Here is a 12,106-nt window from a genome sequence, read left to right on the forward strand (position 1 = left end):
TCGTATCGGAATGGGCCTACCCTCGAGTGCATGACCACTCCCACCGTCCCCGCGACCCCCCGCATACCGGAAGCGGTGCACCGGCGTCGCTGGGCCATCCTCGGCGTGCTGATGCTGAGCCTGCTGATCGTGGTGCTCGACAACTCGATCCTGAACGTCGCGATCAAGACCATCTCCACCCCGGCCCCGGTCGGCCTCGGCGCCACCCAGAGCGAGCTGGAGTGGGCCATCAACTCCTACACGCTCGTCTTCGCGGGCCTGCTGTTCTCCGCGGGGCTGCTGGGTGACCGGCTGGGCCGCAAGAAGGTCCTGCTCGGCGGTCTCGTGGTCTTCGGCATCGGCTCCGCGCTCGCCGCCGAGTCCGGCTCGCCCGCCCAGCTCATCGCCTTCCGCGCCCTGATGGCCCTCGGCGCCGCCTTCGTGATGCCGGCGACCCTCGCCGTCCTGATGAACGTCTTCGAGCGCGACGAGCAGCCCAAGGCGATCGGGATCTGGGCCGGCGGCGTCGGCCTCGCCATCGCCATCGGGCCCATCACCGGCGGCCTCCTCCTCGACCACTTCTGGTGGGGGTCGGTCTTCCTCGTCAACGTGCCGATCGTGATCGTCGCCGTCGCGCTGATGGTGTGGCTGGTGCCGGACTCGCGCGACCCCGCCCCCGGCCGGATCGACCCCGTCGGCGTCGTCCTGTCCGTCGTCGGCCTGGTCCTGCTGGTCTACGGCATCATCAAGGGCGGCGAGCTGGCCGACTTCACCGACCCGACGGTGCTGGCGACGATCGCCGCCGGACTCGTGGTCCTCGCCGCGTTCGTGGTGTTCGAGAAGCGCAGCGACCACCCGTCCATCGACGTCGACCACTTCCGCAACAAGGTGTTCTCGGCCGCGATCGGCGTCATCGCGCTGGTCTTCTTCGCGCTGATGGGCGTGACGTTCTTCTCCGTCTTCTACACGCAGAGCGTGCGCGGCTACTCCCCGCTCGAGACCGGCCTGCTGATGCTGCCGCTGGCCGTCGCCCAGCTGGTCTTCGCGCCGCGGGCCCGGCTGGTCGTGGACCGCTTCGGCAACAAGGCCACCACCACCGGCGGCATGCTCCTCATCACGGCGACCCTGGCCGCGTTCGCCACGCTGGACCGGGACACGCCGATCTGGCTCCTGGAGGTCGTCTTCTTCCTCATGGGCGCCGGAATGGCCCACATCATGACCCCGACCAGCGTCGTGATCATGCAGGCGCTGCCCCGCGAGAAGGCCGGGTCCGCGTCCGCGCTGAGCAACACCTTCCGCCAGGTCGGCGGCGCCCTCGGCATCGCCGTCCTCGGCTCCGTGCTGTCGACGGCGTACCGCACCGGCATCGAGGACGACCTCGCCGCGGTGCCGGCCGGACTGCGCGACACGGCGGGGGAGTCCATCGAGGCGACCCTGGGCGTCGCGGCGAAGCTCGGCCCGCGCGGCGAGGCCCTGGTCGGTCCGGCCCACGACGCGTTCCTGCACGCCATGCACGTCACCGCGCTGTGCGGGGCCGGGATCGCGCTCGTCGGCGCGGTCGTCGTGGCGGTCTACCTGCCGGGCCGGCCGAAGGAGTCCGAGGCGGCGGCGGACGAGGGCGAGCTGGTGCGCACCGACTCGTAGGCCGCGGGCGGCCGTGCGGGGCGCGGCCGCCCCCGGGACCTCCTCGGGACCCCCTCTCGGGCGAGAATGCTGCGAGCGTGACGAAAGGACGGTCGTGAGTTCTGCCGAGACCTCCGCGGAGCCTTCCGCGGAGCCCCCTGCCGGGACCTCCGCCGACGACGGGGCCGCCGCGCGGCGCCCCGAGCTGCCGGAGCGGTCCGGGCGGCCCGCCCGGGGGCGGCCCCGCAGCGAGGCCGTCGAACGGGCCATCCTCGAGGGCACGATGAGGCTGCTGGAGGAGGGGGTGCCGCTCGGCGAACTGTCCATCGAGCGGATCGCCCGCACCGCCGGGGTCGGCAAGGCGGCCATCTACCGCCGGTGGAGCGGCAAGGAGGAGCTGTTCGTCGACGCGCTGCGCACCATCGAGCCGGACGCGCCCGAACTCCCCGGCACCTCCCTGCGCGACGACCTGGTGGCGCTGCTGGAGTGGCTGCGCCGGCGCGGGCTGGCCAACCGCTCCTCGGCGGTCCTGCGCGCCGCCCAGGCCCAGATGAAGAGCAGCCCCCGGATCTGGGAGGCGTACCACAACGTGGTCGTCGCGCCCCGGCGCCGGCTGGGCATCGAGGTGCTGCGGCGCGGTCAGCGCGCCGGGGAACTCCGCGCCGACCTCGACGTCGATCTGGCCAACGACCTGTTCATGGGGCCCATGCTGGTCCGTTCCGTCCTGCGGCCCGACGCCGACCTCACCGAGGGACTCGCGGAACGCATCGTCGACACGCTCCTCGAAGGCCTGCGCCCCGCGGACGCCCCCGCGGGTCCGGCCGCCGGCGTCCCCGCGGGTCCGGCCGCCGGCGTCCCCGCGGGTCCGGCCGCCGGCGTCCCCGCGGGTCCGGCCGCCGGCGCCCCCGCCGGTCCGCCCGCCGGCGCCTCCGCCCCTCCGCCGTCCGGCGGCCCGGACGCCGGCGCACGGCACGTCAGTTCCCCGTCGGACCCGCCCGAATGTGCGCGTTCCGTCACAGACCACACCTGACGGGCCGCGATCGGAACCCGTGACGGCGCTCCGTTCGTCCTCGTGCCCGTCGGGCCGTCACGGGACGGCGGGAACTGAGCCGTTCATCCCCTAGGGTCGTACGCACGGGGGAGAGACGGTGTGCACGGCAGGCAGTGAGGCAACGGTATGGCGCAGCAGGCGTATGCGACGGAGACCGACAACGGCGGTTCGGGTCCCGAACGTCGGGGAGCCCGGCTCCGACGCCTGTTCGTCCGGCTGACCGGACGCCTGTCGTCCGGCTGGCGCGGTGATCCGCGGATCTGGCGCCGCGGCCTCGTCGTCGCCGCGCTCGCGCTGCTGCTCGCCCTCGTGATGCTGGTGCACGCGCGCATCCCCAACCGGTTCGGCAACCTCGGCAGCCTCACCGAGACGTTCCTGCCGTGGCTCGGCGTCCTCGTCCCGCTGCTGTTGCTGCTGGCGGTCGTGCGCAGGTCGGCGACCGCGCTGATCGCCCTGGTGCTGCCGGCCGTGGTCTGGCTGAACCTCTTCGGCGGGCTGCTCGGCGACAAGACCGCCGGCGGCGGCGGCGACCTCACCGTCGCCACGCACAACGTCAACGCCGACAACGTCGACCCCTCCGGCACCGCGCACGACGTGGCCGCCTCCGGCGCGGACGTGGTGGCCCTGGAGGAGCTGACCGAGGCGGCGGCGCCGGTGTACGAGAAGGCGCTCGCGGCGACGTACCGCTACCACTCCGTGCAGGGCACGGTCGGACTGTGGAGCAAGTACCCGATGAGCGGCGTGGCGGCCGTCGACATCAAGCTGGGCTGGGTCCGCGCGATGCGCGCCACGGTGAGCACGCCCGAGGGGCCGGTCGGCTTCTACGTCGCCCACCTCCCCTCGGTCCGCGTGAAGCTCCAGGCCGGGTTCACCGCCCGGCAGCGCGACAAGAGCGCGGACGCGCTGGGCGAGGCGATCGCGGCCGACCCGCTGAGCCGCAAGATCCTGCTCGGCGACCTCAACGGCACGATGAACGACCGCTCGCTCAACGCCGTGACGTCCCAGATGCGCTCCGCGCAGGGCGCCGCGGGCAGCGGGTTCGGCTTCAGCTGGCCCGCGTCGTTCCCCATGGCGCGGATCGACCAGATCATGGTGACGGGCGTGGACCCGGTCACCTCGTGGACGCTGCCGCGGACGAGCAGCGACCACCTGCCGGTCGCGGCTCGTGTGAAGGTCACCACTCCGTAACCTGCCGGAATACCGGGCGGGAGAGACTTTGTTCCGTACTTGAACATACGATGGACGGAACCCTCTCCTGAAAGGCACAGGCTCTCCCATGCCCCTGGCCCTGCTCGCCCTCGCCGTGGGTGCCTTCGGCATCGGCACCACCGAGTTCGTGATGATGGGCCTGCTGCCCGACGTCGCCGACGACCTCGGCATCTCCCTCCCGGCCGCCGGGCACCTGGTCTCCGCCTACGCGCTCGGCGTCGTCGTCGGCGCCCCGCTGCTCGCGGCGGCCACGGCGCGGATGCCCCGGCGCACGGTCCTGATCTCCCTCATGGTGCTGTTCGTGGCCGGCAACGCGCTGTCCGCGTTCGCGCCCGGCGAGGGCTCCCTGCTCGCCGCCCGTTTCCTCAGCGGCCTCCCGCACGGCGCCTTCTTCGGCGTGGGCGCCGTGGTCGCCACGAACATGGTGGCGCCCGAGCGCAAGGCGCGCGCGGTGTCGCTGATGTTCCTCGGCCTGACGGTGGCCAACATCGCGGGCGTCCCGGTCGCCACCCTCATGGGCCAGCGCCTCGGCTGGCGGGCGACCTTCCTCGGGGTGAGCGCGATCGGCGTGGCGGCGATGGCGGCGCTGGCCCTGCTGATCCCGCGCGACCGGGCCGCCGCCCCCACGGCCGGCCTGCGCGGCGAGCTGGCCGCCCTGCGGTCGCTGCCGGTGTGGCTGGCGCTCGGCACGACGGTCGCCGGGTTCGGCGCGCTGTTCTCCGCCTACAGCTACGTCACGCCGATGCTGACGGACGCCGCCGGGTACGCCGACTCCAGCGTGACCCTGCTGCTGGCGCTGTTCGGCGTCGGCGCGACGATCGGCAACCTGGTGGGCGGGCGGCTCGCCGACCACGCGATGCGCCCGACCCTGGTCGGCGGCCTGACGTCCCTGGTGGCCGTCCTGGCCCTGTTCCCGCTGCTGATGACGACGGCGTGGGGCGGGGCGCTGGCCGTGCTCCTGCTGGGCGTCGCCGCGTTCGTGACGGGTTCGCCGCTCACCATGATGGTGATGGAGAAGGCGGCGGCGGGCCCGTCGCTGGCCTCCTCCGCCAACCAGGCCGCGTTCAACCTGGCCAACGCCGGCGGCGCCTGGATCGGCGGCCTGGCCCTCACGGCGGGCTTCGGCGTGACGTCGCCCGCCCTGGCGGGCGCGGTGCTGGCGGTCCTGGGCCTCGGGGTGGCCGCGACGGCGTACGCGGTGGACCGGCGGCGGGAGTCCGCCCGCGCGGGCCGCGTGGTCGCCGCCCACACGCCCGAGCGGCCGGGCGTCCTGCACCACTGAACCTCTTCGAGCCGGCCACCGGCCGGACGTCTCAGCGGGCGTCTCGGTGGGTTCCCCGTTCGAGGACCGTCGGCAGGACCTTCTCGGCGATGTCGAGGAGGGCCTGGTCGGTGGGGAGGGCTCCGGATTCGCTCCAGACGGTGATGTCGTAGTAGCCGCCCCGGTCCTTGCCGTCGAGCGCCACGGACAGCGTCCTGGCCAGGGGACCCTGTTGCATCGGCGCGCTGGACCCCTCACCCCCGAGACTGAACTCGAACTTCATGGTGTGCTCAGAGGAGAGGAACGCGGGGCGGCCGAGGACCGTGAGCGTTCTGAGGTTCTTCTCGTCCTCGTCCCCCGCGATCTTCACCAGCTTCACGTACTGGGCGGTCGACAGGTCGTTGTACGTCGCCGAGAGGTTCACGGTGTACGTGTCGAACCTGACCTCGGCCTCCGGCTCGGCGACCTTCCCGTCGGTCAGGGCGGCGGTGCCGTTGGTGCCGGAGGTCGAGGTCGCGATCTCCGCGGGCGTTCCGAGGAGCCGCGCCAGGTCGGGCCGGTTGAGCGCCTCGCACAGCTCGTCACCGGTCACGGGCCGGGGCTTCTTCGCGTAGACCGCCGGCAGCTTCTCGTCCTCCGTGTCCGAACACGAGGCGGGCCGCGGTGTGTCGTCGTCGGCCGGCAGCATGTCGGGGCCCAGCCACAGTGCGGCCGCGATCGCCGCGAACACGGCCACGGCCGCGACGGCCTGGCCCCACGCGTTGGGCTCCTTCTCGGCGGCGGCCGGACCGGGACGCGGGCCGGCCGCGGCTTGAGCCGACGCCGACGCCGGTGCTGATGCCTGAGCGGCTGCCGGTGCCGGGGCCACCTGTGCCTGGGCCCAGGCCCGAGCGACGGCGTCGACCGGCGGCGCCGCGTCCGCGGAGGCCGCCGGGGCCGGGTTCCGGCGCGCGCGCAGCGCCCGGACCACCACGTGGACGCGTACCGCGGTGAACACGAGGAACACCGCGCCGATACCGGCCGCGACCCGGTCCTGGTCGTGGACGGCGAGGTACATGATGCGTACGCCGAAGACGGACCCGACGACGATGAGCAGGGGTTCGCGGACCCAGAAGGGCAGAACGCGCAGGAGTAGACCGACCATCCGGCGATCTCACCAGGTCAAGACCGCGTCCGCCATGGTGGAAGCCACAATTCCGGGAGCCGTCGCGCCCCTGCCGAAGTCGCTTTCCCCGCAGGCCCCTACCGGACCGGTGCCTCCGACTGGCTTGCCGGTAAGGCCAGTTCGCACCAGACCGTCTTGTGGTCCGCTCCCTGGTCCACGCCCCAGCGCCGGGCGAGCGCGTCGATCAGGGCCAGGCCGCGGCCGGACTCGGCGGTGCCGGCGGCCGACAGCAGGACGGGCAGGGCGCGCGCGTCGGGGTCGGTGACCTCGACGCGGGTGTGCCCGTGGGGCGTGCCGGTGACGCGGACCGTCACCGGGGTGCCCTCGCCGAGGTGGTCGATGACGTTCGTCAGCAGCTCCGTCGCGCACAGCAGGACGTCGAAGTCGAGCGCCCGCAGGTGGTGGCGCAGTTCGGGCACCGACTTCGGGGTGGCGAGCAGGGCGAGTTCGAAGGTCATCGCCCGCTCGCCGTCCCGCGCAGCGCGGTCGCGAGCGCCCGGGCCGTGGCGGTGTTGCAGTTCCCGAGCGCGACGAGGCCGGCGGGCGGCCCGTACGCGCCGGCGAGGCTCGGCAGGTCCGCGCGCAGGGACGGCAGGGTGATGCCGTGCAGGGCGAGGGCGGTGCGGAGGTTCTCGACGCAGAGGGTGACGTCGGGGGCGGTGGGGGAGCGGTCGGTCATGGGGGCGGCCACCTTCTGTGCGGTGTGTGACGAACTCCTCACAGAATGTCGCCGTGCTGGCTACGGTGGAAGGGTTTTCGCGTTCGCGACCGGTACGGCGGAAGGTGTGCAGTGGCACGGCGCAAGGACATCGACGGCTCGATGAGCGTTCCGACGTTCTACGGCAAGGAGCTGAGGTGGAAGCGGGAGGCCGCGGGACTCTCGCTGGAGGGGATGCTCCAGGGCAGCTTCTACGGCAAGACCTACCTCAGCGACATCGAACGCGGCGAGCGCCGGATGCCGTTGGACCTGGCGCGGCACGTGGACCGGGCGCTGGCGACCGACGGGTTCTTCGAACGGCACTGTGAGGACGTGCGGAAGGCGCGGAGGGCCGGGCACGCGGAGTACTTCGAGAAGGTCCTGGAGGCGGAGAAGCACGCCAGGACCATCGAGGAGTGGTGCCCCACCGTGTTTCCGGGACTGCTTCAAACGCCGGCGTACGCACGGGCCGTGGTGCGGGCCACGCATCCTCTGTCGTTGGACGACGAGGTGGAGGAGAAGGTCAGCGCGCGAATGGCGCGAGCCGTCCTCTTCGAGAAGGACCATCACGTCCCGTCGTACTGGGTGATCCTGAACGAGCTGCTGCTCACCGACGCGATCCTGCCGCCGCCCGAGATGGCCGAGCAACTCGCGCGCATCCTGGAACTGGTCGAACGCCGCCGCATCGTTACGCAGATCGTCCTGCGGACGTGCAGCCCGCATCCGTTCATGCTCGGCAACGCCCTCCTCATGACGTTCCCGGACGCCCCGCCCCTCTTTTACACAGAGTCGCTGCACAGCGGTGACACCATTGACGATCCGGCTCTCGTGGAGGAGTACCGCAGGTCGTACGATCTCCTCAGGGCCGTCGCACTGTCACCGGACAGGTCCCTCGCCATGATCAAGGCAGCCGCAGAGGATTACCGAAATGGCAAGCAACCGGATCGACTTGAGTGACGCGCTCTGGCTCAGGAGCAGTTACAGCAACGGCAGTGGTGGTAACTGCGTCGAAGTAGCCACCGACTTCCCCGGCGCCGCCCTCTGGCGCAAGTCCAGCTACAGCAACGGCGACGGAGGCGAATGCGTCGAGGTCGCCGACAACATCCCCGGCCTCGTCCCCGTCCGGGACTCCAAGGTCCCCCACGGCCCCGCCCTGCTCCTCGGTGCCGCCGCCTGGGCGCCCTTCGTCGCCTCGCTCAAGGGCTGAACCGGGCGCCGGGGGAGTACCCTGCGCCCGGTCCCTCACTCACCGAGGGACGGTCAGCCCTCCGCCACCGCCTCGTCGACGCGGGCGAGGTCGCGCAGCCAGGCCTCGGCCGAGCTGTCGGAAGGCGCCCGCCAGTCGCCGCGCGGGGAGAGCGAACCGCCGGCCGACACCTTCGGCCCGTTGGGCATCGCCGACCGCTTGAACTGCGCGAACGCGAAGAAGCGGCGGCAGAACACCTCCAGCCAGCGCCGGATCTCCGGCAGGTCGTACGCCACCCGCTTGGCCTCCGGGAAGTTCGGCGGCCAGGCGCCGCTCTCCGGGTCGTGCCAGGCGTGCCAGGCCAGGAAGGCGATCTTCGACGGCCGGAAGCCGTAGCGCAGCACCTGGAAGAGGGTGAAGTCGTGCAGCGCGTACGGGCCGATCCTGGACTCGGTGGACTGCATCTCCTCGCCCGGCACCAGCTCGGGGCTGATCTCGGTGTCGAGGATCGCGGTCAGCACCTCGCCGGTCTCCTCGTCGAACTGCCCGCTGCTGACGACCCAGCGGATCAGGTGCTGCATCAGCGTCTTCGGCACGCCCGAGTTGACGTTGTAGTGGCTCATCTGGTCGCCCACGCCGTACGTGGACCAGCCGAGCGCCAGCTCCGACAGGTCGCCGGTGCCCAGCACGATACCGCCGCGCTGGTTGGCCAGCCGGAACAGGTAGTCGGTGCGCAGACCCGCCTGCACGTTCTCGAAGGTGACGTCGTACACCGGCTCGCCGGAGGCGAACGGGTGGCCCATCTCCTTCAGCATCAGCCGCGCGGTCGGCGTGATGTCCAGCTCGGCCGCCGTGACGCCGAGGGCCCGCATCAGCTTGTGGGCGTTGCCCCTGGTGTGGTCGCTGGTGGCGAAGCCGGGCAGGGTCCAGGCCAGGATGTCGCTGCGCGGCCGGCCCGCGCGGTCCATCGCGCGGGCGGCGACGATCAGCGCGTGCGTGGAGTCGAGGCCGCCGGACACCCCGATGACGACCTTGGGGCCGCCGATCGAGGCCAGCCGCTGCTGGAGGCCGGCGACCTGGATGTTGTACGCCTCGTAGCAGTCCAGGGCGAGCCGCTCGGCGTCGGCGGGCACGAACGGGAACCGCTCGACGCGCCGGCGCAGCCCCAGGTCGGCGGCGGGCGGGGCGAGCGTGAAGGACACCGTCCTGAAGTCGCCGGTCCGCGCGGCGTGCGTACGCCGGTTCTCGTCGAACGTGCCCATCCGCATCCGCTCCTGCCGCAGCAGGTCGAGGTCGACGTCGGCCACCGCGTGGCTCTCGTCGAGCGCGAAGCGGTCGGACTCCGCCAGCAGCATCCCGTTCTCGTAGATCAGGGTCTGCCCGTCCCAGGACAGGTCGGTGGTCGACTCGCCGAGCCCGGCCGCCGCGTAGACGTACGCGGCGAGGCAGCGGGAGGACGCCGAACGGCACAGCAGCTTGCGGTCCTCGGCCCTGCCGACCGTGATCGGGCTGCCCGAGAGGTTGACGAGGACGGTCGCGCCCGCGAGGGCGGCCTCGGCGCTCGGCGGCACCGGCACCCACATGTCCTCGCAGACCTCGGCGTGCAGCACCAGACCGGGGACGTCCGCCGCCTCGAACAGCAGGTCCACGCCGAACGGCACGGCCTGGCCGTCGACCCGGATCGTCCCGCCGCGCTCGTCGTCGCCTCCGGCGATCTGCCGGCGCTCGTAGAACTCGCGGTAGTTCGGCGGGTACGACTTGGGCACGACGCCGAGCACCCGGCCGCGGTGCACGACCACCGCGCAGTTGTAGACCCGGTTGCGGTGGCGCAGCGGGGCGCCGACGACCAGGACCGGCAGCAGGTCCGCCGACCCCGCCACCACCTCCCGGAGCGCCTCCTCGACCTGGTCGAGCAGCGCGTCCTGGAGCAGCAGGTCCTCGATGGAGTAGCCGCACAGCACCATCTCGGGGAACACGGTGACGGCGACGCCCTCGTCCGCGCACCGGCGGGCCTGGCGCAGCACCGCCCCGGCGTTGGCGTGCGGGTCCGCGATGACGGTGTGGCCCGTGCACGCGGCGACGCGCGCGAAGCCGTGCTGATAGATCGACCAGAAGTTCAACGGAGCTTCCTCGGGTGAAGGGGGCGGGCACGGCGGGCGGGCGCGCGGGACCCCGCCGGGACAGGGCGGATTCCGGACACACGGGCAGTGTAATCGTCAGAGCGACGCGATGGGGGGTGCGGGGCGTGGGACCGCCCCACGCGCGGCGCGGGGGGCGTGGGACCGGTGCCCCGCGCCCCCCTGGGAGCCGTGTCTCGACGTCCGTGCCGCACGCACCACGCGTCCCCCGGCTCCCCGCTGTGAAACACCCCGGCAGGCCGCCCGGACGGCCTCCCGGCGGACGGCCTCCCGGGCGTGCGGGCGGCCGCGTGCCCTACGGGCGCGGTGCGGCCCCGCGTGCCGTGAGCATGTCGTCCATCAGCTCGATCTCCGACCGCTGCGCCTCGACCATGCCCCGCGCGAGCCGCTTCTCCACGCCCACCGTGCACTTGTCGGCACAGCCCTCGGCCATGTGGACGCCGCCCCGGTGGTGGTCCGTCATCAGCTGGAGGTAGAGGACCTCGGCCTGCCGGCCGTTCAGCGTGCCGAGCTTCTTCATCTCGGCGTCGGTGGCCATGCCCGGCATCAGCGCGCCGTCCTCGCCGGAGGCCATGCCGGCCATGTCCATCCAGGCCATCGGCTCGTCCGAGGACACCTTGGGCAGCTTCCACAGGTCGAGCCAGCCGATCAGCATGCCGCGCTGGTTGGCCTGCGTCTGCGCGATGTCGTAGGCGAGCCGCCGCACCTCCTCGTCCTTCGTGCGGTCGCGCACGATGTACGACATCTCGACGGCCTGCTGGTGGTGCACCGCCATGTCCCGGGCGAAACCGGCGTCCGCGGACGCGGCGGAGGGCACCTCGGAGCCGTCGTCCCCGGCGACGGAGCAACTGACCGCCCCGGCCGCGACCAGCACCCCGGCGGCGGCCACGGCGACTCCCGCGTACCTCACTTCGACAGGCCGCCCGTGCACGCGGCGCCCGGCTCCGGCGTCTGCTCGCCCTGCACGTACTTCTCGAAGAACGTGTTCACGTTCGGGTCGCTCGCCCCGGTCACCGTCCGCTGGTGCCCCCACGCGGTCAGCACGATCGGATCGGCCTGCTTGTCGTCCGGGCTCATCAGCGTGTACGGCGTCTTCTTCACCTTCGCCGCCAGCGCGTCCACGTCGGCCTTCGGCGCCTTGCTGTTGTACGTCACCCAGACCGCGCCGTGCTCCAGGGAGTGCACCGCGTTCATGTTGTTCAGGGCCTCGGTGTAGACGTCCCCGTCGCAGTTCATCCACACCTGGTTGTGGTCGCCGCCGACCGGCGGCTCCATCGGGTAGGCGACCGACTTGGTGACGTGGTTGCGGCCCAGCGTGCCCTTCCACGTCTTCACGCCGTCCGAGCCGGTGACGAAGCTGCCCGAGGTCTTGGCGTCGGCGGAGGGGGTGTCGTCCGACTGCGACCGCACGAGGAACACGGTGCCGACGACGAGGGCGGCCACCGCGACGGTGGCGCCCGTGATCGTCAGGATCCGGTTGCGCCGCTCGCGCGACTGCTCGGCACGGCGCATCTCCTCTATGCGCGCCTTGCGCGCCGCGCTGATGTTCTTCTTGGCGGAACCCATGGGACCTGTCCTTCGGGGGAAAGGGGGCGGAACGGTCGGGGCGTACGGTGCGCACGGGGCCCGCGGGCGGTCGCGGTGTCCGGGCGTTGTTCGAGTCGTTCGGTTCCCCTGATCGTAGTGTGACGACCGGGTGAACCCCTAGGTTCTGTCTTCAAATGTCACGCCCACATCAGGAGCGATGCGAGGGTGACGGCTGCCTGGTAGGACTCGGCGGTCTTGTCGTAGCGGGTG

General features: G+C 72.3%; 11 protein-coding genes and 1 pseudogene. 6 read left to right on the forward strand and 6 right to left on the reverse strand.

The window, feature by feature from the left end; genetic code table 11:
- The first annotated feature begins 30 nt into the window (after nt 1-30).
- From ACZ5FU_RS30350 to ACZ5FU_RS30365, 4 genes and pseudogenes are all read left to right on the forward strand, one after another.
- Nucleotides 31-1,623: an MFS transporter gene (locus ACZ5FU_RS30350; RefSeq protein WP_451526498.1), complete on the forward strand. Its 1,593-nt coding sequence runs from the start codon at nt 31-33 to the stop codon at nt 1,621-1,623.
- 184 nt (nt 1,624-1,807) lie between these two features.
- Nucleotides 1,808-2,410 (forward strand): annotated as a pseudogene (locus ACZ5FU_RS30355) (TetR/AcrR family transcriptional regulator); the annotation flags it as partial.
- A 369-nt stretch (nt 2,411-2,779) separates the two neighbouring features.
- Nucleotides 2,780-3,841: an endonuclease/exonuclease/phosphatase family protein gene (locus tag ACZ5FU_RS30360; RefSeq protein WP_451526497.1), complete on the forward strand. Its 1,062-nt coding sequence runs from the start codon at nt 2,780-2,782 to the stop codon at nt 3,839-3,841.
- A gap of 88 nt (nt 3,842-3,929) precedes the next feature.
- Nucleotides 3,930-5,144 (forward strand): MFS transporter, encoded by a 1,215-nt coding sequence (locus ACZ5FU_RS30365; protein WP_468837125.1) that lies wholly within the window; start codon nt 3,930-3,932, stop codon nt 5,142-5,144.
- A 31-nt stretch (nt 5,145-5,175) separates the two neighbouring features.
- Here the strand turns inward: ACZ5FU_RS30365 and ACZ5FU_RS30370 are convergent, their stop codons facing one another.
- From ACZ5FU_RS30370 to ACZ5FU_RS30380, 3 genes are all read right to left on the reverse strand, one after another.
- Complete coding sequence (locus tag ACZ5FU_RS30370) at nt 5,176-6,267, reverse strand: DUF6215 domain-containing protein (RefSeq protein ID WP_468837128.1); 1,092 nt, start codon at nt 6,265-6,267, stop codon at nt 5,176-5,178.
- A gap of 98 nt (nt 6,268-6,365) precedes the next feature.
- Nucleotides 6,366-6,746 carry an ATP-binding protein gene (locus tag ACZ5FU_RS30375; protein WP_451526494.1) on the reverse strand — a complete coding sequence of 127 codons (381 nt, stop codon included), beginning with the start codon at nt 6,744-6,746 and terminating at the stop codon, nt 6,366-6,368.
- Nucleotides 6,743-6,967, reverse strand: a complete 225-nt coding sequence (locus ACZ5FU_RS30380; protein WP_451526493.1) for a hypothetical protein — start codon at nt 6,965-6,967, stop codon at nt 6,743-6,745. The genes ACZ5FU_RS30375 and ACZ5FU_RS30380 overlap by 4 nt, the downstream gene beginning before the upstream one ends.
- A 111-nt stretch (nt 6,968-7,078) precedes the next feature.
- On the opposite strand from ACZ5FU_RS30380, the gene ACZ5FU_RS30385 reads away from it, so the two are divergent.
- Entirely contained in the window at nt 7,079-7,942 is an 864-nt protein-coding gene (locus tag ACZ5FU_RS30385; RefSeq protein WP_468837133.1) for a helix-turn-helix domain-containing protein, read from the forward strand.
- Nucleotides 7,914-8,192, forward strand: a complete 279-nt coding sequence (locus ACZ5FU_RS30390) for a DUF397 domain-containing protein (protein ID WP_468837136.1) — start codon at nt 7,914-7,916, stop codon at nt 8,190-8,192. The genes ACZ5FU_RS30385 and ACZ5FU_RS30390 overlap by 29 nt, the downstream gene beginning before the upstream one ends.
- Nucleotides 8,193-8,245: 53 nt before the next feature.
- Here ACZ5FU_RS30390 and ACZ5FU_RS30395 read toward each other — a convergent pair whose 3' ends face one another.
- The 3 genes from ACZ5FU_RS30395 to ACZ5FU_RS30405 form a co-directional block, all read right to left on the reverse strand.
- Nucleotides 8,246-10,291 (reverse strand): NAD(+) synthase, encoded by a 2,046-nt coding sequence (locus ACZ5FU_RS30395; RefSeq protein WP_451776477.1) that lies wholly within the window; start codon nt 10,289-10,291, stop codon nt 8,246-8,248.
- Nucleotides 10,292-10,604: 313 nt separating this feature from the next.
- On the reverse strand, nt 10,605-11,219 hold the full coding sequence (locus tag ACZ5FU_RS30400) for a DUF305 domain-containing protein (RefSeq protein ID WP_451526489.1): 615 nt from the start codon (nt 11,217-11,219) through the stop codon (nt 10,605-10,607).
- A complete protein-coding gene (locus ACZ5FU_RS30405) occupies nt 11,216-11,875 on the reverse strand; it encodes a DUF3105 domain-containing protein (protein WP_451526488.1) in 660 nt (219 codons plus the stop codon). Before ACZ5FU_RS30405 ends, ACZ5FU_RS30400 begins: the two co-directional genes overlap by 4 nt.
- Nucleotides 11,876-12,106: the final 231 nt, after the last annotated feature.

The sequence above is a fragment of the Streptomyces sp. NPDC031554 genome (genome assembly GCF_055580685.1).

Coding starts and splice junctions, on each gene's coding strand:
- ACZ5FU_RS30350 (WP_451526498.1), top strand. CDS start 31: ATGACCACTCCCACCGTCCCCGCGACCCCCCGCATACCGGAAGCGGTG.
- ACZ5FU_RS30360 (WP_451526497.1), top strand. CDS start 2,780: ATGGCGCAGCAGGCGTATGCGACGGAGACCGACAACGGCGGTTCGGGT.
- ACZ5FU_RS30365 (WP_468837125.1), top strand. CDS start 3,930: ATGCCCCTGGCCCTGCTCGCCCTCGCCGTGGGTGCCTTCGGCATCGGC.
- ACZ5FU_RS30370 (WP_468837128.1), bottom strand. CDS start 6,267: ATGGTCGGTCTACTCCTGCGCGTTCTGCCCTTCTGGGTCCGCGAACCC.
- ACZ5FU_RS30375 (WP_451526494.1), bottom strand. CDS start 6,746: ATGACCTTCGAACTCGCCCTGCTCGCCACCCCGAAGTCGGTGCCCGAA.
- ACZ5FU_RS30380 (WP_451526493.1), bottom strand. CDS start 6,967: ATGACCGACCGCTCCCCCACCGCCCCCGACGTCACCCTCTGCGTCGAG.
- ACZ5FU_RS30390 (WP_468837136.1), top strand. CDS start 7,914: ATGGCAAGCAACCGGATCGACTTGAGTGACGCGCTCTGGCTCAGGAGC.
- ACZ5FU_RS30405 (WP_451526488.1), bottom strand. CDS start 11,875: ATGGGTTCCGCCAAGAAGAACATCAGCGCGGCGCGCAAGGCGCGCATA.